Raw genomic sequence first — 22965 nt, forward strand, 5'->3', positions numbered from 1 at the left:
GGTTGAACTGAAGATCCTTAGCAGGATTCGCAGATCAAGACAAGCAACCGAAGCGGTATGAGCCATTATTCGCTCGAAGTCTTGACCTCGACCTTGCGTAGAATCATTTCCCGGGCGCCATCAGGAGAATAGACGAAGCCAGGGCGGTAACTCTCTACGACACGCGGCCGCTGCTCACCGGTGACGTTCTCCACCACGGCAATGCGCTGACGGAGAGCCACATCGACCTCAGTGCCTGAATCCACGCGGAACTCAGCGATGCCATGCTGGGAAAGAATATCTGCGAAGGACGCCCTCAACGTGCGAAGCTGCTGCTCCACTCCGTCCTGACCCGTGCCCGTGTAGCGCTGAATCAGAATGTCTATAAGGTCCAGTCTTTTGATAAGATCGTTGGCAAACAAGATGACGGTCTGCTCATCCGCGGCAGCAGACAGACCTCGCGAAAGGATGTCATGTTTCTGCTGCATATCCGCGATGCGCTCCTTCATCCTCGAAGCCAGCGACGTCTCCTCACGCTTGAGCTGATCACTGAAGAGCTGCTTCATCCCATCGAACTCACCACGCAGGCGCTCCACCATGCGGCGGTTCTCCTCTTCAGCCTGCTCACGTTCGCGACGCAGTTCTTCCTCGCGCCGCGTGTCCCGTTTGATGCTCTCCTCCAGCGCGGTAAGCCGCACCTGCAGACCCAGCTCCTGCTCGGCCATGCCGGCAAGGCCGCGATTCATCTCGCGCCTGCGTTCTTCCGCAAGCTCGAGTGCTTCGTTGATGGAGAGGATCTTGTCGCCGTTGCGGAAAAGTTCAGAGTAGCGCGACTCCGCTGCTGCAAACTTCTGCCGCAGAGCTTCGCCCGCTGATTCCTCTTCCTGGAGCTGTCGACGATGATTTTGCAAGGTGTTGACCAGGGCTTCCTCCTGCTGACGCAGGTTCTCGAAAGCCTTCTCCATCTCGGCAAGACGCGCTGCGGCGGCAGCTTCCCGTTCCTCGTGGCGCGCGCGCGCCGCGGCGGTGCTGGCCTTGAGCTCTTCCTCTTCTGCTTTCAGGGAGGCCATGCGCACAGTGGCCTGCTCTTGCTGGGCTCGCACAGCCGCCATTTCCTGCTCCACAGCCACACGCGACTGCTCCAGTTCCGCGCACTTTGCAGTGACGGCTTCATGGCGGGCGGTGGTCGCTGCGAACTCATCGTTCAGCATCTTCACCTTCGACTCCTCACGTGCACGCTCGGTCTGGATGGCTTGGAGCTCTTCACGCACCTTGGCCATCTCCGCGGTGACTGCGGGAATGCCTGCGCGCACAGCCTTCTCTTCCTCCTGTGCAGCCAACACACGGCTCTCGACCTCGGCGCGCTTCGCATCCATCTGCTGGATGGCAATGGACACCCGCTCGAATTGCTTCGTGGCTTCCGCAACTCGCGCTTCCTCCGCCTTCGCACGACGGGATTGCTCATCCGCCTTGGCGCGGTCCACGGTCTCCTGGGTCGTCAGACCGGCAATGTCGCGGCGCAGCTTTTCACGCTGCTTCTCGAGATCGGCAATGTTGCGTTCTTCCCCTGTGCGAAGCTGCTCGGTGGCCTTGAGGGCGGCCTGTGCTTCGCGCACCCGGTTTTCGAGATCCTGCAGGTCAGCAAGGCGCTTCTCTGCCGGCACCAGCTTGGCCTGCACCGCCTCGAGCTTCTTCTCGGTCGCGGCGACGTCCGCCTGGCGCGCTGCAATCGCGGCACCCACCTGCGCCATCTCCTCGCGGATGCCGACGGCACGATGGTTCTCAGCTTCGGCGAGCTGCTTCGCGACTTCGATCTCGCGCTTCGCCTGCTCCTGTTGCTGGCGCAGAGCGTCGAGCTGCGTGCGCTGGCCTTCCATCTCCTGCTTGGCGGCAACCAGGGCTTGATCGAGTTGCGTCTTCTCCTGCGTGGCCGCCGCAAGTCGCTGCGTCTCTTCTGCCGCTTGGCGTTCGAGCGTCTGGAACGCTTCCTTGGCTCCGGCAACCTTCTGCTCAATGTCGCGGAACTCCGCGATCTGACTCTCAAGCTCCAGCCGCTTTCTGGAGGCAATGGCGAGCTGGTCTTCGACACTGGCCAGCTCTGTTTGCTTCAGCGCGAGCACACGACCCGCCTCTCTTGCTGCAGCCTGATTCTCTCCGATCAGCGCAAACTGCGCGCTGGAATCCTGGGACAGCTTGGCAATGTTCTCCTGCAGGAATTCCTGTTGCTGCTTGTGGGTCTCGATGGAGCGCTGCAACTCCGCCGTCTTCGCCGCGAGTCCCTCCTGCTTCTGCTGCTCCAATTTCGCGCCTTCCAGCGCCAGCTTGAGTTTGGCCTCAGCATCCTCCTGGCCCTTGTTGGTCGCAGCAAGGAGGTCACGCGCGGAAGCGATCTTGCTCTCGGTGTCCTTCAGCGAGGCGAGCTGCTTGTCGATTTCCTCGCGCTTCGTCTTGAACTCTTCGAAGGCCTTCTTCTCGGAAGCGACCTTCTGCTCCATCTCGGCAAGCGCCTTCTCTGCCTCGGTGGTGCGAGTCGCGAGTTTGGTCTCGGTCTCAGTCTTCTTGGCCTCGATATCTGCCAGCAGCTTGCGGGTCTTCTCGGTCGCCGTGGTCAGCTCTGCCACATTCTCTTCCAGACCAGCACGCTGACGGGAGAGTGTCAGCACCAGGAGATGCTGCGCAGCGCCCTTCTCGGCGGAGGCGGAAATTTCCTGCTCGCGCTCTTCGCGCTGCACACTGAGGGTCGCAATCTGCTCCTGAACACGGGCTCGCTGCTCTTCCAGAGCCTGCACCGTCTTCGCAGAATCTTGAAGCTTCGTATCCGTGGAGGCGAGGTCGGACAGCTTGCGCATGACCTCCTCTTCCTGACGGCGCAACTGCTCGAGACGTTCTTCGGAGGAACGCGCGGCGCTTTCCATGTCCGACACGACGCGCTCGAGTTCTGCTCGTCTTGCCCCCAGCGCCTTTTCACCCTCTGCCGTGGTCGCACGCAGTTCTTCCAGGCGGGCACGCTCGGCTTCGTTCTCCTTGCGGACAGTCTGCAGGGCTGCCTGCGCCTCCTGTTCGCGAGCCGCAATCTCCTTCAGCACGCTTTCCTGCGCGCTCACTCGCCCTGCCACCTCGCTCAATTCGCGGGTGCGCTCATGCATCTGCGCGGAAAGCGAAGTCAGCGATGCCTCCGCCTCGTTGCGCCGGGCCTCCACGGCCTCCAGTCGGGGTCTGGTCTCCACCAGCACCTTCTCCAGTTCGCGGAGTTCGTTGATTCTTCCCGTGAGTGCCGCAAGGACCGCGTCCATCGACTGGACCTTCCCCTCGGCATCACGCGCCTGTTGCTCGCGCTCGGCGGCAGCCTTTTCCAAGGAGGCCTGCTTCTCGGCAAAAGCTTTTTCCAGTTCCATCTGGCGCGCTGCCGCCGCAGCTTCCGCCTGGGCAATCGCATCCTTGGCCACGGCCAGCTTTGCTTCGCGGTCGGTCAGTTCCCTCTGGACCGTCTCCATTTGGGTGGAGGCTTTGGTCTGCTGCACGATCACAGAAGCCAGCTTCTCAGCCGTCTGGGCCATCTCCGTCCTCTCCTGATCCTGCTGCGTGCGCAGGCGCGCAAGGGCAACTTCAGCAGCCGTTTGCTGCTCCTGGATCAGTTTGAGTGCTTCATTCGCAGAGGCGAGACGGTTGTCCGTACCGGCAAGCTCCATCAGGCGGGTCTCGGCAGCGTTCCGCTTCGCTTCGTGCTCAGCCACGCGCATGTCGAGCACACGCAATTGCTCTTCACGCTGACTGATGGCCAGCTCCGTCGCGCCCTTCCGCTCCTCCAGCGCCTTGGCAGCCTGGTCAGACTCGTTCCGCATCGACTGGAGCCGTTCCTGGGCAGCGGCCAGTTCCGCCTGAAGCGCGCGAACGCGCTCCTCCGTCATGCCATGAGCTTCCTGCGATTGATTGGCCTTCGTGGCAGCGTCACGCAGACGCGTCTCCGCCTCGCGTGTCTGTTCAGCCACGGTCTGCTGGAGCTTCCTCGCGGTCTCAACTTCTTCACGGGCCGCGGCGAGGCGTGCGTTGACTTCAGCCAGATCTCTTTCCCTTGCAGTACGCTCGTTGAAGAGACCGGCAATGTTCTCCTCCAGATCCTTCTGCCGGGACTGCATGGTGCCCACGGACCTGTTGAGATCATCCACACGGGAGGCAGCAGCCGCAGCCAGTGCAGCATCATTGCTCTCGCGCGTGGACACGTCACGAGCCATCACAGAGATCTTCTCCTCCGCTTCGCGGATATCACGGGCCAGCTTCGCGAGATAGGCTTCCGCTTCCTGGCCTTCACGACCGGCACGTTCGCGCGTGCGCATTTCCGCGGCACGGTGCTCGGCAATCTGGGCCTGCACGGCATTCAGCTCCACAAGAGACTGATTGAGCTCCCGCTGCACCTCGGCGAACTGCATCCTCGCGTGCACCACTTCCTCTGATTCCGCACGTGCATCTACGGGCGCTGGGACCGGAGCGGCTGGCGGTGTCGGGGCCGGGGCCGGGGCTGGCGGCGCGGCTGCACCGGTTGACATGGAGCCCGGAGGCAACGGTGGTGTGAGGAAGCCCTGCGGAGCGTCCAGCACCAGCGGCTGCACATTCACACCCGCCGGGCCAGGAGGCACGGGAACCGGAGCAGGAGTCGGAGTCGGAGTCGGATCAATCGGTGCCACGGGCGGCATGCCCTGCACCGGAGGACTGGCAAAAGCAGCCGGCATGGCTCCGGCACCCACACGTACGCCGCGGGTGGACTTGAGCGTGGGCACCACACTCGTGTCCTTCATGGCAGGGGCCGGCCGGCCACCACCGTTTTTGTTGGATCGAGCCGCAGGCGGCACGATCGCCTGATTCTTGGGATCGCCGGCCGCAGTGTCTGTGCTGCGATCAAGGGACTGAAGTTGCGGCGGCTTGAAAGACATCGCCCCAAGACCTACGCGCACGGAACGCGTCGCCTTGAGTGTGGGCACGGCACTCGTGGCGGTGGACGGCGCCTGACGCCCGCCAGCCGTCCTCATGGAAGGCTGCTGCGGAGCGGGCTGCGGTGCGAGTTGAGGAGGGGCTTGCGGTGGCGCGGGCGGCGGCGCAGGGAGCGGCGGGGCTGCCGAGAGCGACGCAGGCGGCGGCATGGCAGACAAGCCCTGCGGTGCCGCAAACGTGAGCGGAGCGTCACTCAACCCAACGGGAGGAGCCATGCTAAGGGAGGAGGGCGCGGCTGGCTCGAAGGTGATGGGAGCGGTCGCAGGAACACCGTCTTCCTCACGGTTCGCCGGCTTGGCGGGTGGACTGCCGAAGCGGGCGGCACCCGACGACGCAGGTGCGGAAAACGGCATTTTGCTATCGCGCAGTACCGGCACGGCACTGGTAGCCGCCATGGCAGCCTGATGTCCCTTGCCGCCTCCGTTCCTGACGGAAGCCGCACGCTCCGTGAGCTGCACCGCCTCGGTCTTTGACTCGGGTGCGCCACTCTGCTGGGCTTCACGCTTCTTCTCTTCCACGGATTTGCCGCTGCCTCTCGGCTGGCCGTTCTCCGTGTCCTGGGAATCCTTGAATTTTGCCTCGAGTCCACCAAAGCGAACCTTGTCACCCGGGCGCAGTACCGCACGCTCAACGCGCTTGCCATTCACAAAGGTCCCGTTCGACGACTTGAGATCAATCACCTCATAGCTGCCATCAGGTCGACGCGTCAGTTCCGCGTGAAAGCTGGAGATTTGGGAGCTGTCGATGACGATTTCGTTGCGGCTGTTCCTCCCTAAAGAGAGTCGCGCATCTTCGAGGTCGAAGATGAATTCGTTACCGTTGTTGAGGTTGAAAGCCAGATAAGGCATGATTTAGAGTCAGCGGGACTGCAATATTTATTAAATTTAGGTATGGTTTTTTTCCGAGGCAACGCAAACGTGCCTCAATTAAGGCTTAGTTGTCATTTGCACGGCATCCGGAAAATCCCTCATACGCGATTGGCTTGTGCCGGCCTCTCGACTGTGCCCGGGCTCCACCGCGACCACACCACAACGCATGAACCTCCTCCCCCTTAGTTGGTTTCGATACACCCTCTTGTTTCTTCTAAGCGTCGTTAGTTTTGGCTCTTATGCACACGCTCTGAACGACGCCGACCTGCAGCGTATTGGGAAGCGTATCTGGCAGAATGAATGTGCTGGCACCGTCGAAGGACTGACAAGCTGGAACTCGGGTGAGAACTTCGCCTCCCTCGGCATCGGTCATTTCATCTGGTATCCGGAGGGCGTGGACGGTCCCTTTGAGGAAAGCTTTCCCAAGCTCGTGCAATGGTTTCGCCAGCGAGGCGTGAATTTGCCCGCATGGCTGCTCTCCACCAAAGACTGTCCGTGGCCCAATCAAGCCGCCTTTGCCAGGGACCGTGAAGGCAGCCGGCAGAAGGATCTCCGGAAATTGCTCGCCTCAACGATCAGCGAGCAGACCTTGTTCATCATCGCGCGGCTCGATCAGGCCGCTCCCCGCCTGGTGCAGGCAGCCGGAAAGAATGGGGCCCTGGTCGAGCGGAACATCGCCTTCCTGCGCCAGACGGCGGCGGGAAATTTTGCCCTCATTGACTATGTAAACTTCAAAGGCGAAGGCCTGAATCCCAAGGAGCGCTACAAGGGTGAGGGCTGGGGCCTTCTCCAAGTTCTCATCAACATGCGCCCGGCAGATGCAGCCAGCGCCCCCGCCGCTTTTGCAAAGTCCTCCCAGCAGGTGCTGGCCCGTCGCGTGGCCAACAGTCCCGCCGAAAGGGGCGAAAAACGCTGGCTCGCAGGCTGGAGCAACCGCTGCGCCGCATACGCAAAGTAAAATGACTCCTGGCAGAGAGTTCGCAGGAATCCTGCGGCCACTTCTTGACTACCCCACGGGCTTGACCTAAACACCCCGCCCCATGTCCGCGCAAACGACCCTCATCCTCCTCAAGCCCGACTGTGTCTCCAAAGGCCTCTGCGGCGAAGTGCTCAAGCGTTTTGAAAGCGCCGGATTCGTCATTCGCGGCATGAAGATGATCCAGCTCACGGACGAGGTGCTCAAGGATCACTACTCCCACATTGCGGACAAGCCCTTCTTCCCCGAAGTGGCCAACTTCATGAAGAGCGTACCGGTGATCGCCCTCGCCCTCAGCGGGGATAATGTCATCGAGCGCGTGCGCACCCTCCTTGGACCCACGGACTCCCGCAAGGCGGACAAGGGCACCATCCGCGGTGACTACGGCGGCGACATGATGGTCAACGTGGCCCACGCCTCCGACTCCCCCGAGAACGCCGAAGCCGAGCTCAAACGCTTCTTCAAGGCGGACGAGATTTTCGCCCGCTAGTTGCTGCCCTCCACGCTGCGGGATCACTGGGATAAGGCATTTCCAGCCCGACGGGATGTGCCGAAAAAGTTGACAATGGGAGCACACGCCCCCTAAACTCCACCCAAACCCGGCATATCAGGAGCCCGCAGCAGCAGCAACAGGAGGAACGATGAGCATGTTTGGATTCGGTGGTGATGATCAGCAGCACCCGCGCGGCGCGCCCCCGCTGCATAGTGAGAAGATCGTTGGAGAAAGAAAAATCTTCTTTCTCGACCTGAAGGAAAACGACCGGGGTCGCTTCATCAAGATCACGGAGGATGTACGTGGCCGCAGGGACACCATCATGCTCCCCATGGAGAACGCGGAGGAGTTTCTCGACGCTCTCCAGCGCATTCTCCAGGTGCATCGCGAGGGGGAGGAATAGCCCCCACACGCCGCGATTGGCACGGCGTTTCGCCTTCGGTGGCAAAGTGTAACCGCGGACACAGGCGGGGCGTCGTTGATCATGTGCCCTTGCCGCGTCCATGTCAGCCCCTCCCCCCTCCAGCCCCGATCTTTCCGACCTGGTGGCAAGGGTACGTGACGAGCGGTGCGAACGCTCGGCAAAGACCCTGGTGGAGCGCCTCTACCCGCTGGTCCTTCGCATCGTCAGAGCCCACCTCCCGCGCCGCAGCAGTGAAGAGGATCTCGCCCAGGAGGTGTTCATGAAAATGTTTGCCCGCATCGAGCAATGGCGGGCCCAGATGCCCTTTGAGCACTGGGTCTCGCGCGTGGCCGTCACCACCTGCCTGGACGCCCTGCGCCACCAGAAACGCCGACCCGAGCTGCGCTGGTCCGACCTCAGCGAAACCGAGGCGGAAATGCTGGACCACGTCCTGCATGATGAGGCCGATACTGGAGCTGGTGATACCGTGGGCGCACGTGAACTCGCCCACAAGCTCCTGGAAACCCTGAAGCCGGCGGACCGCCTCGTCCTGACGATGATGGACATGGAAGGTCGTTCCGTGGCAGATGTGCAATCTGCGACCGGATGGAGCGCCACTCTTGTGAAGGTGCGCGCCTTCCGTGCCCGGCGTAAACTGAGAAAAGCCTTCGCCGCACTCGAGTCCGCGTTTACTCCTTCTCCCTCTCCCGCCTCATGAAACATCTCCGCGATCATGACCCCGATCGGCCCTGGGTGAGCCTGGTCTACAAGGCCTCGCAGGCTCCAGAGCCCGATGCGGAAGCTCCCCTCGGCTTCGCCACACGCGTGGTGGCGCAGTGGAAGACCCTTCCACGCGAGGCATCAGTCGCCTTGCTGGAATGGCTCACGATGCGCGGGCTCGCCGTGGCGGTACTCATCCTGCTGGGCAGCGCGGCCCTCAGCTACGACACGCTGCTCGGCATCTTCACCGGGGAGACAGCCTTGGCAGGCGGTTGGTTTGATTCGTTGCTGACCCTATGAGACTCTTCCGCCACTGGAAAATGATCCTGGGCCTCATGGCCATCTTCGGTGCCGGCGTGGGCACCGGATGCATCGGCACGGTGGTGGCCCTCCACCGCATCTTCACCCGTCCCCAGCCTCAGGACATGTGGGTGAATGCCCGGCTCGCGGACATGGAGCGGCGCCTCAAGATCACCCCTGAGCAGAAGCAGCGCCTCCGTCCCATCGTAGAAAGTGCGGACATGCGCATCCGCGACATTGGCGGAGAATCCTATGAGCGCCTCGTGAATGTCGCGCAGAAGACCTCGGAGGACATCGCCCGGGAACTCACCCCGGAGCAGCGCGAGGAATTCGACCGCCTGCGCCCTCACGTGATCTCCATCCTGCGAGATCTGACCCAGCGCGAAATCACCGTGCGCTCCCACAAGGCAGGCGTACCACCGACCCCCAAGTCCAAACCTACTGGACGACCCGAGCCTGTTTCAAGTCGGCAAAGATAAGACGGCCGGCGGAGGTGTGCGTGACACCGCTCACCACAATGGCCACCGTGTCCCCGATGAACTGGGACGCATAGTTCACCACAATCATCGCGCCATCCGGCAGATAGCCCACGGCCTGGTGCTTCTCCTTGCCTGACTTCACCAGGCTGATGTCCAGTTCATCACCGGCGCCCACTTCTGGCTGGAGAGCTCTGGCGAGGTCATTGAGATTCAACACCGTCACATTGCGCACACGGGCGACTTTCCCGAGATTCACATCATTGGTGAGCAGGCGGGCATTCAGTTCATGGGCCAGTGTCACCAGCAGGGCATCCACCGGGCCAGCTTCAACCGTGCCCGGTGGAGACTCGTGGATGGTGAGCTCGATCCCCTTGGTATCGCGCAGCTTCTGCACTGAATCCAAGCCCCTCTTTCCTCGCGAGCTCTTCATCGGATCGCGGGAGTCGGCCATACGCTGCAACTCATCGAGTACAAAGCGTGGCACGACCAGGTTGCCCGAGAGGAATCCCGTTTCGTACACCTGCGGCACACGCCCATCGATGATTACATTCGTGTCCAGCAGCATGGGCTCGCCTTCGGAGGCATCCCTGCGAAAGCGCACGTAAGGGATGATGAAGGAAAACTGGTCACGATCACTACGCAGCGCGAGGGTGATTCCGAGGAAACCGAAGATCAGGTACAGGCAGATCTCCACCACACTGCGGATGGATTCCGGATCCTCCAAGCTGCGGAACCACGGCAGATCCATGATGCCGATCTTGGTGACAAGCCACGCACAAAAGAGACCCACCAGGAGGCCAAACGTGCCAAAGGAGAATTCACGGAAGGTGAACTGAGCCAGGAGCGAGTCCACCAGCACGAAGAATCCGCCCACCACCAGGCCAATCAACGTGCCAACCCATATCTCTGCATGAAAGCCTGCGGCGATAGCACCGCCAAGGACAACCGCGAGCGTCAGAAAGAGCGCCCGCGCGAGCTTGATGGACCAGGGTACTTGCACGCGCGAATGTGACGGGGTCACCCGCAAGTTTCAAGTAATGAGATGGGGAAACAAGATTCAAATCTCGCCGCGGGTCCACTACTTCACCGGCGGAAAAGCCCCGAGCGCTTCTCAGGCTTCTGGGGTTGGGGCTGCTGTTGTGGCTGGGTCTGGGACGGCTTCACCTGCTGTTCCCCCGCCTTGTCCTTGTACCAGAGAATGCCCTTCTGCCGGAGATTGCTGATGAGCATCGAGAACTCGTTCTTCAAGGAACGGTCATGAATAAGGGCAGGCAACAACCCCTCCCCCTTGCGCAGATCCGTGCCCACCTTGCCCAGGGATACCGCAGCCTCATCGATGGACTTGATCGCCTTGTCCGCATTTCCCATCACCGTGTCCGCCTTGCCAGCTGCAGATTCGATTTTGCCTGAGGCGTTGCCAAGCTTGGTGACGATCGGATCAAACTTCTGGGCTGCCAGCTGCATGGACTTGGCAGCCTCCTTGAACGAGGCCACGGCTTCCTTCACGTCCTTGCTGGTCTCCTCGCCCAGCGTCTTTTCGTCCAGACGCTTCAGGACACTGTTGAGGTGGGCAAAGGATTCCTTCAGTTCCTTCATGTTGTCATCTCCCAGTGCCTTGCCGTTGATCTTGTCGAGCGACACCCGGAGGTCCTTCACCGCGAGTTTGATTTCAGCGAGCACGTCTTCCGCCTGCTTGCCCAGGTCCTTGGCAGAATCCTGCAACGCACCAAGGCCGGTGGCGCCCACCACGTTCTCCTTGGGAAGCTCGGTGCCGGGTTCGATGTAGGTCTGCTCCTTGGATCCCGTCGTCCGGATTTCAATGAAGGAATCTCCCAGAAGGCCCGCCGTACCGATGCCGAACTTGGCGTCCTTGGGAATTTTCACCGAGTCATAGATCTCCAGCGTGATGAGCACCCCCTTGAAATCCGCATCCAACACGGGCTGACGGGGCACCTTGCCCACTTTGGAACCGCCCAAGCGCACAGGCGTACCGTCGCGAATGCCTGTCCCATCCGGGAATGGCACCACGATTTCATAAGAGGTCTTGAAAAGCTCCCGGACACTGCCGAACTGGAGCACCAACAGTGCAATCAGCAGCAGGCCGATGGTGAGGAACAGCCCCACCAGCAGCTCGGTTTTCTTGTCGCGTTCTTCCATGTTGTTGGTCCTGAATTGCTAAATGCCGGGCAGGCGATGAGGACAGCGTGGAGGAAGCGTGCCCGAGGGGGAGACAACGGGCAAGAGCTTCTGCTGAATCGGCAAAACCGAATTCTGTAATGTACCCCAGTTCATCCCTCGATGTCCGATTTTCCCTCGATGAAATCCTGCACGTCCTGCGCCGGGCAGTGTCGGAGTTCGTCCGGCGTCCCCAGGAAGTGAATCACCCCGCCCTTCAGCATCGCCACCCGGTTGGAGATCTTGAAAACACTCTTCATGTCGTGCGTCACGACAATGGCCGTCATGTGATAGCGCTTCTGCAGGCGCATGATCATCTGGTCGATCACATCCGAGACGATTGGGTCCAGGCCTGAAGTGGGCTCATCATAAAGCACGCACGCCGGGCGCGAGATGATGGCCCGTGCAATGCCGGCGCGCTTGCGCATGCCCCCGGAGAGATTGACCGGCATCTTCTGCTTGTGGTTGGCCAGCTCGACCACATCAAGCGCCTCGTGCACGCGGTCTGTGATTTCCTTCTGGTCCTTCACACCCGCCTCATGCAGGGGGAAAGCCACATTCTGCTCCAGCGTGAGGCTGTCGAAGAGAGCCGCGTTCTGAAAGAGGATGCCAATCTGCTTGCGCAACGGAGCGAGTTGGCGTTCGCGCAGGCCGGTGAGGCTGGTACCATCGATCTTGATGGTACCCTCGTCCGGCTTCATGAGGCCGATGAGGTGCTTCAACAGCACGCTCTTGCCCTCGCCGCTGGGACCGATGAGCACCAGCGTCTCCCCGCGATAGACATCGAGGTTCACGCCACGAAGAATCTCCTGCTTGCCTATTTTTTTCTTAAGGCCTCGGACTTCGATGAAGGGCTTGGAATCGGGGGAAAGTGCCATGGAGACAGACCAGCTACATCGGCGTGCCGAGCGGGAAGAAATAGTTCAGCAGGATGCTCATGAAAAAATTCACGATGAGAAGCGCCAGGGAAGAGAACACCACAGCGCTCGTCGTTCCCTTGCCCACTCCCACCGCGCCATTCTCCGCCATCAGCCCTTGGTGACAGGAAATGATGGTGATGAGAATCCCAAAGATGAAGCCCTTGATCATGCCGCAGCTCACATCCTCCATATTCGTGTGCTCCGTGATGTGGGTGATGAACCACGCATGCGGCACCGCAAAGCCCATGACCGTGACCAGATAGGAAGCGACCAGGCCGAACACGATGCACTCCGCGATGAGCAGCGGCATGGAGACCATCATGGCAATAAATCGCGGCAGCACGAGATAGTCCACCGGATGCACCGCCATGGCGCGCAGCGCGTCGATTTGCTCAGTCACCTTCATCGTTCCGATCTCCGCCGCCATCGCGGCTCCCACGCGCCCGGTCACCATGAGTCCCGCCAGCACAGGCCCCAGTTCGCGGCACATCGCGATGGAAACAATGCCGCCCACCCCGGACTCCACTCCGAAGTCCTTGAATTTGAAGTATGTCTGAGCCGTGAAGACTGCCCCCGTGAACGCTCCGGTCACCACCACCACCACCTGAGAACCGAAGCCAATGGACACAATCTGCTGCGCCACCAGTTTCATCCGCCACACACCCGTGCGCACGGCGCCGCCAAGGTCCATCAGCAGAGCCATCAGTTGACCCATGTAGGTCAGGAAATTCAAGAAGGCGCGGCCTGGCAATCGAAGGGCTTCCATCGGGATCGGGCTACTCTTTACGTTTGGCATCATGCATCGGACGGCGGGCAAAGCAAATGCAGGGACGCCTCAACCTCGGGCATTTCCCAGGAGTTCCTCCACGAGTGCAGGAACTTTTTTCCCCGCCTTGCCGACAAGGTGTTCTTGGAACGCATCGGACATCGCCGTCACGTCCATGTTCACTTCTATGGTACGCGCTCCCGCGAATTTGGCGACCTGCACGAAGCCCGCCGCCGGGTAGACGTGACCCGATGTGCCGACGGCTATGAAGATATCCACCTCATTCAGCACGGACTGAATCTCCTCCATGCGCATCGGCACCTCTCCAAACCACACAATGTGTGGACGCATCCACCCGGTGCGACGGCAAGCGCCGCACTGCAGAGTCTCATTCAGATCCAGGCCCCAAGAAATCACGTCATCGCAATGTGCGCAGCGGGCCTTGAGAAGTTCACCGTGCATGTGAATCACCTCCCGGCTGCCACCGCGCTCATGGAGGTCATCCACATTCTGGGTAATCAGGGTGACTCGCCCGGGATACTCCCTCTGAAGCTTGGCCAGCGCGACATGGGCCGGGTTCGGCTCCACTGTGGCCAAGGCTGCACGGCGGAGGTTGTAAAAGCGATGCACAAGTGCCCGGTTGCGCCCAAAGGCCTCCAGCGTGGCGACCTCCTCGATGCGGTGATTCTCCCACAGACCGTTGGCATCACGGAAAGTCGGCACCCCGGATTCCGCAGAAATGCCGGCTCCAGTGAGGATGACGATGTGGGGAGCAGTGGACATGGAAAACTGGTTCTGTACGGGCATTGCCGGGGGTAGGCAATGGCGAGGTCTGTGACATTGCTTCTCTTCAGGCCGTGTGGCATAGTGCCTCGTAATGGTGGCAATTTCCATCCACGAGCTTCACGAGCACACGGACCTTTGGGTCCGGAAAGCAGCCGCCCGTGAGGATGTCTTGATCACGGACAATGGCCACGCGGTCGCCAAAATTGTACCCATCCCCCCCGAGCCGAATACCTCGAACCCTTTCCTAACAAGAAAGGTTTTACCCGGATTTGCTGACCTACAGGCCAGCCTTTCGGGAGGCACCGACAGCAGCAAAGCAGTTTCGGAAATGCGCGATGAGCGATGATCTACTTCGATTCTTGCTACATCGCCAAATTCTATCTGGCAGAACCTGATAGCCCAAAGGTGATCAGCTTTGCCCGGCAACATCCAAATATCGCATGCCTGCTGTTGGGCAAAGCAGAAGTGCTTGCGGTGTTTCACCGCAAGTATCGAGAGAATGTAGTGGATGCGAAGGGATTTGCCTTGTTGTGCGATCAGTTTTGAGCTCGATTCTGCCCAGGGTCTCTGGCAATGGCAGCCGGTGGATGAAGCCCTGCTAACCACCGCCGCGAAGCGCATGCGCACCCTTTCGTCCAACCTATTTCTACGGTCCGCAGACGCTCTCCATTTGACATGCGCTGCAGAGAAAGGCTTTCTCGCCATTCACACCAGCGACCGTCACATGCTTGCTGCGGCACCTGCCTTCGGCCTGCTAGGTGTGACCCTGTAGCATCTCAAAACGTCGCCCTTCTGTGGCAATGCGCTACCCGCTACAAACCACCAGGCCGCAATCATGAGCTACGACGAGTTCAAAGGAGCCATCCACCAGCGCCTGAAACTGAGCCGCCATGGAGCCACCTGGGTGGAGCTACGGGATTCTCTGGCGCTGCCCTATGACCGTCCTTGCCCCGAATGGACTCGCAGGCTGGAGGAAGAGATTGGACTGGTGCGCCGTAAGGGCTCCGGACGGGCTCTTGTCTGGTGCCTACAATCGAGCGCCCCTCCCCGAGCCCGGCAATCGTAGCCTTTATAGGTCTGCCCATTCACCACAGGCGGCCCGGCCGGGGAGCTGGCGTTGCAATGTTCCGCGCCCGCCCTTGCCTCGGCCCGGCTTCTGCTTACAGTGCTGACCCTCACCTGCTTCATTTCCATGGCTCTCAACGTTCAGCGTACTTTCAAGACCGGGTCCGGCACGGACGGCAAATATTTTTCTCTCCCCGAACTGGAGGCACAAGGCATCGGCAAGATTTCCCGCCTGCCCGTCAGCATCCGAATCGTGCTCGAGTCTCTGGTGCGCAATCTGGATGGCAAGAAGGTGATGGAGAAGGATGTGCAGAACCTCGCCAACTGGAATGCCAAGGCTCCTGGCGATTACGAAATCCCCTTCACCGTCGCGCGCATCGTGCTGCAGGACTTCACCGGGGTACCTCTTCTCGTGGACCTCGCCGCCATGCGCTCCGCCGTGGACGGCATGAAGAAGAACCCCAAGATGATCGAACCGCTCGTGCCGGTGGATCTCGTGGTGGACCACTCCGTGCAGGTGGACTTCGCGGGCACGCAGGCTGCGCTGGATCGCAACCTGGCTCTTGAGTTCGAGCGCAACCGTGAGCGTTATCAGTTCCTCAAGTGGGGTGAGCAGGCCTTCGACACGTTCAAGGTGGTGCCTCCCGGCATCGGCATCGTGCACCAGGTGAACCTTGAGTACCTCGCCAAGGGTGTACTGGAAAAGGATGGGGTGTATTATCCGGATACCCTCGTGGGCACCGACTCCCACACGACCATGATTAACGGCCTCGGCGTCGTGGCCTGGGGCGTGGGTGGCATTGAAGCGGAAGCCGGCATGCTCGGCCAGCCCGTGACCTTCCTCGTGCCTGAAGTGGTGGGCGTGTACCTCACCGGCGCCCTGCGCGAAGGCGTGACCGCCACCGACCTGGCCCTGCACTGCACGCAAATGCTGCGCAAGCACGGCGTGGTGGGCAAGTTCGTCGAGTTCTACGGCCCCGGCGCCGTGAGCCTGCCGCTGCCTGACCGCGCAACGATTGCCAACATGGCCCCCGAGTACGGCGCAACCATGGGCTTCTTCCCCGTCGACGAAGAGTGCGTGAACTACCTCCGTGGCACCGGCCGCAGCGAGGAACTCTGCACCACCTTCAAGAACTACTACACCGCCCAGGGCATGTTCGGCATTCCGGACAAGGGCCAGGTGGACTTCACCAGCGAACTCGAACTCGACCTCAGCACCGTGCAGCCCAGCGTGGCCGGACCGAAGCGTCCGCAGGACCGCATCGAGCTGCCGAACGTGAAGTCAAAGTTCCGCGACCTCCTCAAGAGCGACGTGAAGGCCGGCGGCTACGGCAAGAACGGCAACGCCTTCAAGGAGGCCGAAGTCGTCGTCGACAGCAAGGACGGCATCAAGGACACCATCCAGGATGGTTCCGTGCTCATCGCCGCCATCACGAGCTGCACGAACACCAGCAACCCGAGCGTCATGCTCGGCGCGGGTCTCCTCGCGAAGAAGGCCAACGCGCTCGGCCTGACCATCAAGCCCAGTGTGAAGACCTCCCTCGGACCAGGCTCCCGCGTGGTGACGGATTATCTCACCAAGACTGGCCTGCAGGTGGAGCTCGACAAGCTCGGCTTCCAGACCGTGGGCTACGGCTGCACCACCTGCATCGGCAACTCCGGCCCTCTTGATGCCGGTATCGAAGACGTGGTGAAGGCCGAAGACGTGGTCGCGGCCAGCGTGCTGAGCGGCAACCGCAACTTCGAAGCCCGCGTGCACCAGAGCATCAAGGCGAACTTCCTCATGTCCCCTCCCCTCGTCGTGGCTTATGCCATCGCCGGCACGGTGGACATCGACCTGAGCAAGGACGCCCTCGGCAAGAGCTCAGACGGCAAGGATGTGTTCCTCAAGGACATCTGGCCTTCCCTCGCGGAGATCCGCGACGCCATGCAGTCCGCGCTTTCCCCGGACGTCTTCCGCAAGCTCTACACCGACTTCGCCAGCCAGAATCCCAAGTGGAACGAAATCGCCGGCACTACCGGCCTCGTCTACGGCTGGGATGCGGACAGCACCTACATCCAGCACCCGCCCTTCTTCGAGGACTTCTCGATGGAGCCCAGCGACATCGTGGAAATCAAGGGCGCTCGTCCTCTCGGCATCTTCGGCGACTCCGTCACCACGGACCACATCAGCCCCGCTGGCGCCATCAAGAAGAACAGCCCTGCCGGCCGCTTCCTCCTGGAGCACGGCGTGGAGCAGTCCGACTTCAACAGCTACGGTTCACGCCGCGGCAATGACCGCATCATGACCCGCGGCACCTTCGCCAACGTCCGCATCAAGAACCTGATGCTCGGCGGCAAGGAAGGCGGCGATACCATCCTGCAGCCCGAAGGCACGGAGATGTCCATCTTCGACGCGGCAGAGAAGTACAAGGCCGCCGGCACGCCGACCATCGTCATCGGTGCCGAAGACTACGGCATGGGCTCCAGCCGCGACTGGGCCGCCAAGGGCACCCGCCTCCTCGGTGTGAAGGCCGTGATCACGAAGTCCTTCGAGCGCATCCACCGTTCCAACCTCGTGGGCATGGGCGTGCTCCCCTGCAACTTCGTGAACAAGGAGGATTACGAAAAGGTGAAGGACCTCTCCGACGCCACCTTCGACCTCCTCGGCGTGAGCAACAGCATCAAGCCCCAGAGCGAAGCCACCCTCCGCGTCCACAAAGCCGACGGCACCACCCTCGACATCCCCGTAGTCGTCCGCTTGGATACCCCCGTGGAAATCGACTACTACCGCGCCGGCGGCATCCTGCCCTACGTGCTCGCGCAGATTCTGCGGGCGAATGCGTAAGCGATACAAACGCGTTCAATGAATCACGAGACGCCCGGTCAGAAATGGCCGGGCGTTTTCATTTCGACTCGACTTTGATACCGGTGAAATCCGCCCAGCACGCCTTCTTCGGCGCCCATGTGGCATCGCCTCCACCGTGGAAGGTTTCGAAGTAGAGGGAGTCCACGCCGAAGGTGTCCACGGTGCGCCATTCCATGTCGGTGCGCTCGACCATGAGCTTTTCTGTTTGGTCACTTAGGGCGATCCACACACGGAGAGTACCGTCGCGCTTGCCGATGGTGTTCATGGTTACGGCAAGCCGCACATGAATGGGCGTGTCCGTGGGAAAGCGGAAGTCTTCAGGGAAGGGAAAGCTGTGGCCGTAGTTTTCAGGCTGGTTCTTGTGATAGATGTAGGCTTCACCACGACCATCACGACGCCACATGAGGCGGGCGGAGAAGCCGTTGGTGCCGGTGGCAGGACGTCCGCCGCTGACATTGTCAGGACCACCACACAGGCCAGGGAGTTTGCCGCCCTTCACCCAGTCGAAGTCCTTGCTGAAGCGCACCGTGTAGCGCAGCTCGGCGCTCTGATGCGTGCCGATGGGCCAGCGCCAACCCGCGCCACCATTCTCGGGACCGATCTGGCCGGGGGCGTACGCGATACGCAGGCTCTTCGCACCATCACGCTCCACAACAGAAACGCGGCCATCCTTGATTCCACCTTCAAAGGCGCAGCCTGGCCAGTCCTTCTTCCATTGGGGAATGGTGTAGATGCCGGAAGCACCCTGAAGAATCACCGCTTTTAAAGTGGGCTCAGCAGCATCGGCGGGTGTCATTTCGAAGTGACAGAGTGCCAGGGCGATACACAGCAAGTGTGAGGCGAACGTCTTCAACAGCTTCATCATTCCGAGCAGAAGTCCTCAGGCAATACCTTTATGGTTGCACTTTGTGACACGTTTCAGACAATAGGAGCATCGCACGCAAGACATCCCTGCCTGACCGGCCATGCACCTCGCCGATCAAGATCCGCTAGATCCCAATCCGGATGAACCGGTGAAGATTCCGATCACGGACACGCTGGATCTGCACACCTTCCGCCCGAATGAAATCGGCGACCTGCTGCCGGACTATTTTGCGGAGTGCATCCGCCACGGCATCCTCGCCGTGCGCGTGGTGCATGGGAAAGGCACGGGAACCTTGCGTACAGGAGTGCATCACCTGCTGAACAAGCTGCCCGAAGTCGAGTCATGGCAGTGGCCTGCAGGTGAACAAAGCGGTGGCTGGGGCGCAACGTGGGTGTACCTCAGGCCGGATGCGGCGTGAGGCGAACGGAGGGGCTGTTTCGCAGGGAGCGGCACTAGCCTTAGTGCCGGTGGTAGGCAAATGGGGGTGCGGAGCCTCTCTTTGGATGCTCGAGAGAGGCTTCTTCGCGATTCGTCACTACCACGCCACATATGACGGCACTAGGCTAGTGCCGCTCCCTGCGAACCACTTCGTTTGCCGCTGACTCAAGTTTTTGCACCTTCCTTCTTCCTCCCCAGCGCCGCCTCCACACAAAACACCGCCACACCCGCCCAGATGCAGGCAAAGGAGACCATCACGCCGAGCGTCACAGGCTCCTTGTACATCAGAGCGCCAATCAAGAACTGGCCCGTGGGTGCGATGAATTGCAGCAGACCCAGCGTACTGAAACGCAGATGCCGCGCCGCATGGGCAAAAGTCAACAGAGGTGCAGCGGTGCACGCGCCGGCGAGGAACATGAGGAACCAGTCCCCCGCGCTTCCGGTGGCCGCCAGTGGCCGGCTTTCTGAAGCAATCCACACCAACCCGCCGAGTGCCAAGGGCAGCACGATCACGGACTCCATCGCCAGACCTGTCAGCGAGCCCAGAGGCGACTTCCGCCTCGCCAATCCATAGGCCGCAAACGTGAGAGCCAGCGCGAGGGCAATCCACGGCAGACGCCCCACCAGAATCACCTGCAGCAGCACTCCGGCTGCCGCGAGTACGATGCTCACGATGCGCCAGCGAGAAATATTCTCCCCCAGCAGCACGCGGCCAATAGCCACATTGAGCAGGGGATTAAGAAAGTAACCAAGGCTCGCCTCAACAATGTGCCCGTGCTGGTTCGCCCAAATGAAGAGCGACCAGTTCACGGTGAGCAACGCGGCGGAGAGACCATGCGCGCGCAGCAGGGCTGGCGTCTTCATCGCCTCCACCCAGGCACGCCAATTTTTCGTGATGGCAAGCAGGGGCAGTACCCACACCACCGTCCACACCAGACGCTGGAGCACCACGACGTCCGAGCCGAAACGCTGGACCAGCTTCCAATAGATGGGAAGCGTGCCCCACATGCCGAACGCCACGATGGCGCTCAGCACGGCTGAGGGCGGGTCCGGTGTTTGCCCGGATGTTTGGTTGGGTTGCCCGCCCTCTGATTCAGCCATGCCTCAGGCCGGGCTTATTTGCCCTTGGAAAGCTCCTTCAGCTTTTTGGTAAACTTCTCCACCTTGGGCTTCACGACGGCGCAGACATAACCCTGGTTCGGATTCTTGTTCGCGAAATCCTGGTGATAATCTTCCGCGGCGTAGAAGTTCTTCAGCGGTGCGATCTCGGTGACGATGGGGTCCTTGAACTCCTTCTGGTGCTCCTTCACTGACGCCTCGGCGATCTTCTTCTGCGCGTCATTCGTGTAGTAGATCACGGAGCGATACTGCGGGCCGGAGTCATTGCCCTGGCGGTTGAGCGTGGTGGGATCATGGGCGTACCAGAAGAGATCCACGAGATCCTTGTAGCTCACCACCGTGGGGTCGAAGACGACCTTGATCACCTCGGCATGACCGGTGGTCTTGGTGCAGACCTGTTCATAGGTGGGGTTTTCCACATGGCCACCGGAGTAGCCGCTGATCACCTTCACCACGCCCTTGATGGGCAGGTAGCAGCCTTCCGTGCACCAGAAGCAGCCACCCCCGAGGATGGCCTCCTCTGTCTTGGCAGGAGCAGATTTTTCGTCGGCAGCGACAGCCGTTGCAGAAACGATGGCGGACATAAAGAGTGCGAGAAGTACCTTGAGTTTCATGGTGGGAAAACGGGAGACAGCTTGTCAGGAAGAAACGTTCGCCACCGCCCTTTCTTGGGATGGGTCATGAAAAGATGCGACTGAAAGCGGGCGGTGGATGCTGAAAAACGCGCTCCGGTTTCCATGCCCCCCTCAGGTATGTCGGCTCAGGTAGCGGGCCGCGAGCTCAACCAACTCTTTCTCGTAGGTCTCGCTTGCAGCAACGGCCTGAAGCAGACGGAGGAACTCTTCCCTCGTCTGTTTGCCACAGTCCGGGGAGTTCAGCACGCGGTTCATGAGCAAAATGCCATTTAATGATGGACGCCGCGTGACTGACTGAACCAATGCCGGAATGTATGACGGATAGAAGGTCTCGATGTGATGAACAAAGGTGCCCGGAGCCCCAGCATACGACAGCGGATGCGCCTCAAAAAATTCCAGGAACGGCTGACACACCGAGCCACCAAGCTCCGGCCCTAGCGCCATTACAAGCTCATCGGCTTGAAGTTCAAACTCGTCATCGTCGGGATCCAGCCGACCAAGACGATTTCGAAGGGTTTGTGAATCCGTCACCATTCCCGAGGTGAGTTGAAATTGGAGTGCCCTGCTATAACAGCCGATTCATTCACCCCACATTCGCTGCCCGGCCATGCCGCAGCGTCACGCGCTTCAGGCGCCACTCCAGGTCCGTCGTGAGGTCCTTCCACTCAAAGCGCCAGGTCCAGAACTCGCCGCTTTTGCCAGGGATGTTCATGCGGGCCTCGCTGCCGAGGCCGAGAACATCCTGTAGTGGGCAGATGGCCAACCGCGCCTTGCTCGCCCAGACGTGTTCAATGAAGTCCCAGTGGATCTGCGTACCGTCCGTCTTCGTGTATCCGAGGATGTTCGCACGCTCCTTCTCCACCATCTCGGCGGTGCGGGTGGTATGCTCGTCCTCACCGCTGTTGAAGTACCCCACCATGGTATCGTTGTCGTGGGTGCCAGTGTAGGCGACGCTGTTGTCCGGATAGTTCTCCGGGATGTAGTCCTCCGCGAGGGCATCCGCGCCAAAGGCGAACTGCATCACCCGCATGCCGGGCAGCTCATGACGGTCGCGCAGGGCCACCACGTCGGGCGTGATGAGGCCGAGGTCTTCCGCAATGATGGGCACCTCGCCGAGGTCTTCCTTGAAGGCCTCGAAGAGTGCATCCCCTGGCGCTTCCACCCACTGGCCATTCACTGCCGTGGCTTCCGAGGCGGGAATCTCCCAGTAGGCGGCGAACCCGCGGAAGTGGTCAATGCGAACGATGTCCACCAGTGAGAGCGTCTTGCGCAGGCGGGACTTCCACCAGGCGAAGTTGGTCTTCTGGTGCTTCTCCCAATCGTAGAGCGGATTGCCCCAGCGCTGGCCGGTCGCGGCAAAGTAGTCCGGCGGCACGCCGGCCACCACGGTGGGATTGCCATGCTCATCCAGGTGGAAGAGACCGCGATTCGCCCACACATCCGCGCTGTCATGCGCGGCGAAGATGGGGATGTCCCCGATGATGCTGATGTCGAGTTCCTTCGCACGCAGGCGGAGCTTGTTCCACTGACGGTGGAAGAAGAACTGTAGCACCTTCGCCGCCTCGATCTCCTCCTCCAGCCCGGCCATCACCTCGGCCATGGCCACCTCGTCGCGCAGGGCGATGCCCTTGGGCCATTCGGTCCAGGGACGGAGATCGTATTCTCCCTTCAGGGCGATGAACATGGACCAGTCATCCAACCACTCCGATTCACGCTGGCAGAAGGTCTCAAAGGCGCGCTGCAGCAGCGGGCTGGCGCTGCACTGCTTGATGAACTTGTGCGCGGCATTCTTCAGGAAGGCCGTGCGAATCTCCAGCACGGCGCCGAAGTCCACGTGATCATCTGGAAACTCAGGCAACACCGCGAGGTCTGAAGGTCGAACCACGCCGTCCTTCACCAGCGAATCCAGGCTGATGAGCAGCGGATTCCCCGCGTAGCTGGACAACGACTGGTACGGCGAGTTCCCGTAGCCCGTGGGTCCGAGCGGCAGCACCTGCCAGGCACGCTGACCCATGCGATGCAGGGCCTCCAGCCACAGTTCCGCGCCCCGACCGATCTCCCCGATGCCGAAGCGCCCCGGCAAGGACGTGGGATGGAGGAGAATGCCGGAACAGCGCGGGATGGAAAGCATGGCCTCAAAAGG

Annotated in this window: 21 protein-coding genes; 10 read left to right on the top strand and 11 right to left on the bottom strand. The window is 60.9% G+C overall.

Annotated features, from left to right (window positions below; genetic code table 11):
- Positions 1–65: 65 nt before the first annotated feature.
- Positions 66–5813, bottom strand: coding sequence for an FHA domain-containing protein (locus DES53_RS17725; RefSeq protein WP_113959625.1), 5748 nt, complete (start codon positions 5811–5813; stop codon positions 66–68).
- A gap of 187 nt (positions 5814–6000) precedes the next feature.
- Here DES53_RS17725 and DES53_RS17730 point away from each other — a divergent pair, with 187 nt between their 5' ends.
- The 6 genes from DES53_RS17730 to DES53_RS17755 all read left to right on the top strand — a co-directional run bounded on the left by DES53_RS17730 (position 6001) and on the right by DES53_RS17755 (position 9205).
- Positions 6001–6792 (top strand): hypothetical protein, encoded by a 792-nt coding sequence (locus DES53_RS17730; protein ID WP_113959626.1) that lies wholly within the window; start codon positions 6001–6003, stop codon positions 6790–6792.
- A gap of 82 nt (positions 6793–6874) precedes the next feature.
- A complete protein-coding gene (ndk, locus tag DES53_RS17735; protein WP_113959627.1) occupies positions 6875–7300 on the top strand; it encodes a nucleoside-diphosphate kinase in 426 nt (141 codons plus the stop codon).
- Between the two features lie 157 nt (positions 7301–7457).
- Complete coding sequence (locus DES53_RS17740; RefSeq protein ID WP_245958198.1) at positions 7458–7706, top strand: DNA-binding protein; 249 nt, start codon at positions 7458–7460, stop codon at positions 7704–7706.
- 100 nt (positions 7707–7806) lie between these two features.
- Positions 7807–8424, top strand: coding sequence for an RNA polymerase sigma factor (locus DES53_RS17745; protein WP_113959629.1), 618 nt, complete (start codon positions 7807–7809; stop codon positions 8422–8424).
- The gene (locus DES53_RS17750; RefSeq protein WP_113959630.1) at positions 8421–8726 is read left to right on the top strand and encodes a hypothetical protein; all 306 of its coding nucleotides are present in this window, start codon (positions 8421–8423) and stop codon (positions 8724–8726) included. Before DES53_RS17745 ends, DES53_RS17750 begins: the two co-directional genes overlap by 4 nt.
- Positions 8723–9205: a hypothetical protein gene (locus DES53_RS17755; protein ID WP_113959631.1), complete on the top strand. Its 483-nt coding sequence runs from the start codon at positions 8723–8725 to the stop codon at positions 9203–9205. The genes DES53_RS17750 and DES53_RS17755 overlap by 4 nt, the downstream gene beginning before the upstream one ends.
- On the opposite strand, the gene DES53_RS17760 is transcribed toward DES53_RS17755, so the two are convergent.
- The 5 genes from DES53_RS17760 to DES53_RS17780 all read right to left on the bottom strand — a co-directional run bounded on the left by DES53_RS17760 (position 9165) and on the right by DES53_RS17780 (position 13849).
- The gene (locus tag DES53_RS17760) at positions 9165–10205 is read right to left on the bottom strand and encodes a PIN/TRAM domain-containing protein (protein WP_113959632.1); all 1041 of its coding nucleotides are present in this window, start codon (positions 10203–10205) and stop codon (positions 9165–9167) included. The two genes, DES53_RS17755 and DES53_RS17760, sit on opposite strands and share 41 nt — an antisense overlap.
- A gap of 83 nt (positions 10206–10288) precedes the next feature.
- A complete protein-coding gene (locus tag DES53_RS17765; protein WP_113959633.1) occupies positions 10289–11362 on the bottom strand; it encodes an MlaD family protein in 1074 nt (357 codons plus the stop codon).
- Positions 11363–11493: 131 nt separating this feature from the next.
- Positions 11494–12258 carry an ABC transporter ATP-binding protein gene (locus DES53_RS17770; RefSeq protein ID WP_113959634.1) on the bottom strand — a complete coding sequence of 255 codons (765 nt, stop codon included), beginning with the start codon at positions 12256–12258 and terminating at the stop codon, positions 11494–11496.
- A gap of 13 nt (positions 12259–12271) precedes the next feature.
- Positions 12272–13066, bottom strand: coding sequence for an MlaE family ABC transporter permease (locus DES53_RS17775; protein ID WP_113959635.1), 795 nt, complete (start codon positions 13064–13066; stop codon positions 12272–12274).
- A gap of 69 nt (positions 13067–13135) precedes the next feature.
- The gene (locus tag DES53_RS17780; protein WP_113959816.1) at positions 13136–13849 is read right to left on the bottom strand and encodes an NAD-dependent deacylase; all 714 of its coding nucleotides are present in this window, start codon (positions 13847–13849) and stop codon (positions 13136–13138) included.
- Between the two features lie 345 nt (positions 13850–14194).
- On the opposite strand from DES53_RS17780, the gene DES53_RS32530 reads away from it, so the two are divergent.
- The 3 genes from DES53_RS32530 to acnA all read left to right on the top strand — a co-directional run bounded on the left by DES53_RS32530 (position 14195) and on the right by acnA (position 17744).
- Entirely contained in the window at positions 14195–14398 is a 204-nt protein-coding gene (locus DES53_RS32530; protein WP_147263459.1) for a PIN domain-containing protein, read from the top strand.
- A complete protein-coding gene (locus DES53_RS34060) occupies positions 14361–14624 on the top strand; it encodes a PIN domain-containing protein (RefSeq protein ID WP_113959637.1) in 264 nt (87 codons plus the stop codon). The genes DES53_RS32530 and DES53_RS34060 overlap by 38 nt, the downstream gene beginning before the upstream one ends.
- 420 nt (positions 14625–15044) lie before the next feature.
- Entirely contained in the window at positions 15045–17744 is a 2700-nt protein-coding gene (gene acnA / locus DES53_RS17795) for an aconitate hydratase AcnA (RefSeq protein WP_113959817.1), read from the top strand.
- A 58-nt stretch (positions 17745–17802) separates the two neighbouring features.
- On the opposite strand, the gene DES53_RS17800 is transcribed toward acnA, so the two are convergent.
- A complete protein-coding gene (locus DES53_RS17800) occupies positions 17803–18630 on the bottom strand; it encodes a polysaccharide lyase (RefSeq protein WP_113959638.1) in 828 nt (275 codons plus the stop codon).
- A gap of 100 nt (positions 18631–18730) precedes the next feature.
- Between DES53_RS17800 and DES53_RS17805 the strand changes: the two genes are divergently transcribed.
- Positions 18731–19048 carry a Smr/MutS family protein gene (locus DES53_RS17805; protein WP_113959639.1) on the top strand — a complete coding sequence of 106 codons (318 nt, stop codon included), beginning with the start codon at positions 18731–18733 and terminating at the stop codon, positions 19046–19048.
- Positions 19049–19233: 185 nt separating this feature from the next.
- Here the strand turns inward: DES53_RS17805 and rarD are convergent, their stop codons facing one another.
- From rarD to malQ, 4 genes are all read right to left on the bottom strand, one after another.
- A complete protein-coding gene (rarD, locus tag DES53_RS17810; protein ID WP_113959640.1) occupies positions 19234–20169 on the bottom strand; it encodes an EamA family transporter RarD in 936 nt (311 codons plus the stop codon).
- 14 nt (positions 20170–20183) lie between these two features.
- A complete protein-coding gene (msrA, locus tag DES53_RS17815) occupies positions 20184–20801 on the bottom strand; it encodes a peptide-methionine (S)-S-oxide reductase MsrA (RefSeq protein ID WP_113959641.1) in 618 nt (205 codons plus the stop codon).
- 132 nt (positions 20802–20933) lie between these two features.
- Positions 20934–21356, bottom strand: coding sequence for a hypothetical protein (locus tag DES53_RS17820; protein ID WP_113959642.1), 423 nt, complete (start codon positions 21354–21356; stop codon positions 20934–20936).
- Positions 21357–21405: 49 nt separating this feature from the next.
- On the bottom strand, positions 21406–22953 hold the full coding sequence (malQ, locus tag DES53_RS17825; protein ID WP_113959643.1) for a 4-alpha-glucanotransferase: 1548 nt from the start codon (positions 22951–22953) through the stop codon (positions 21406–21408).
- Positions 22954–22965: the final 12 nt, after the last annotated feature.

This window comes from Roseimicrobium gellanilyticum, from assembly GCF_003315205.1.
Classification (GTDB): domain Bacteria; phylum Verrucomicrobiota; class Verrucomicrobiia; order Verrucomicrobiales; family Verrucomicrobiaceae; genus Roseimicrobium; species Roseimicrobium gellanilyticum.

Bases quoted from the DNA above. Each gene is read 5' to 3' on its own strand.
- DES53_RS17725 (WP_113959625.1), bottom strand. From the start codon at position 5,813: ATGCCTTATCTGGCTTTCAACCTCAACAACGGTAACGAATTCATCTTC.
- DES53_RS17730 (WP_113959626.1), top strand. From the start codon at position 6,001: ATGAACCTCCTCCCCCTTAGTTGGTTTCGATACACCCTCTTGTTTCTT.
- ndk (WP_113959627.1), top strand. From the start codon at position 6,875: ATGTCCGCGCAAACGACCCTCATCCTCCTCAAGCCCGACTGTGTCTCC.
- DES53_RS17740 (WP_245958198.1), top strand. From the start codon at position 7,458: ATGTTTGGATTCGGTGGTGATGATCAGCAGCACCCGCGCGGCGCGCCC.
- DES53_RS17745 (WP_113959629.1), top strand. From the start codon at position 7,807: ATGTCAGCCCCTCCCCCCTCCAGCCCCGATCTTTCCGACCTGGTGGCA.
- DES53_RS17750 (WP_113959630.1), top strand. From the start codon at position 8,421: ATGAAACATCTCCGCGATCATGACCCCGATCGGCCCTGGGTGAGCCTG.
- DES53_RS17755 (WP_113959631.1), top strand. From the start codon at position 8,723: ATGAGACTCTTCCGCCACTGGAAAATGATCCTGGGCCTCATGGCCATC.
- DES53_RS17765 (WP_113959633.1), bottom strand. From the start codon at position 11,362: ATGGAAGAACGCGACAAGAAAACCGAGCTGCTGGTGGGGCTGTTCCTC.
- DES53_RS17770 (WP_113959634.1), bottom strand. From the start codon at position 12,258: ATGGCACTTTCCCCCGATTCCAAGCCCTTCATCGAAGTCCGAGGCCTT.
- DES53_RS17775 (WP_113959635.1), bottom strand. From the start codon at position 13,066: ATGGAAGCCCTTCGATTGCCAGGCCGCGCCTTCTTGAATTTCCTGACC.
- DES53_RS17780 (WP_113959816.1), bottom strand. From the start codon at position 13,849: ATGTCCACTGCTCCCCACATCGTCATCCTCACTGGAGCCGGCATTTCT.
- DES53_RS32530 (WP_147263459.1), top strand. From the start codon at position 14,195: ATGATCTACTTCGATTCTTGCTACATCGCCAAATTCTATCTGGCAGAA.
- DES53_RS34060 (WP_113959637.1), top strand. From the start codon at position 14,361: ATGCGAAGGGATTTGCCTTGTTGTGCGATCAGTTTTGAGCTCGATTCT.
- acnA (WP_113959817.1), top strand. From the start codon at position 15,045: ATGGCTCTCAACGTTCAGCGTACTTTCAAGACCGGGTCCGGCACGGAC.
- DES53_RS17800 (WP_113959638.1), bottom strand. From the start codon at position 18,630: ATGATGAAGCTGTTGAAGACGTTCGCCTCACACTTGCTGTGTATCGCC.
- DES53_RS17805 (WP_113959639.1), top strand. From the start codon at position 18,731: ATGCACCTCGCCGATCAAGATCCGCTAGATCCCAATCCGGATGAACCG.
- rarD (WP_113959640.1), bottom strand. From the start codon at position 20,169: ATGGCTGAATCAGAGGGCGGGCAACCCAACCAAACATCCGGGCAAACA.
- msrA (WP_113959641.1), bottom strand. From the start codon at position 20,801: ATGAAACTCAAGGTACTTCTCGCACTCTTTATGTCCGCCATCGTTTCT.
- DES53_RS17820 (WP_113959642.1), bottom strand. From the start codon at position 21,356: ATGGTGACGGATTCACAAACCCTTCGAAATCGTCTTGGTCGGCTGGAT.
- malQ (WP_113959643.1), bottom strand. From the start codon at position 22,953: ATGCTTTCCATCCCGCGCTGTTCCGGCATTCTCCTCCATCCCACGTCC.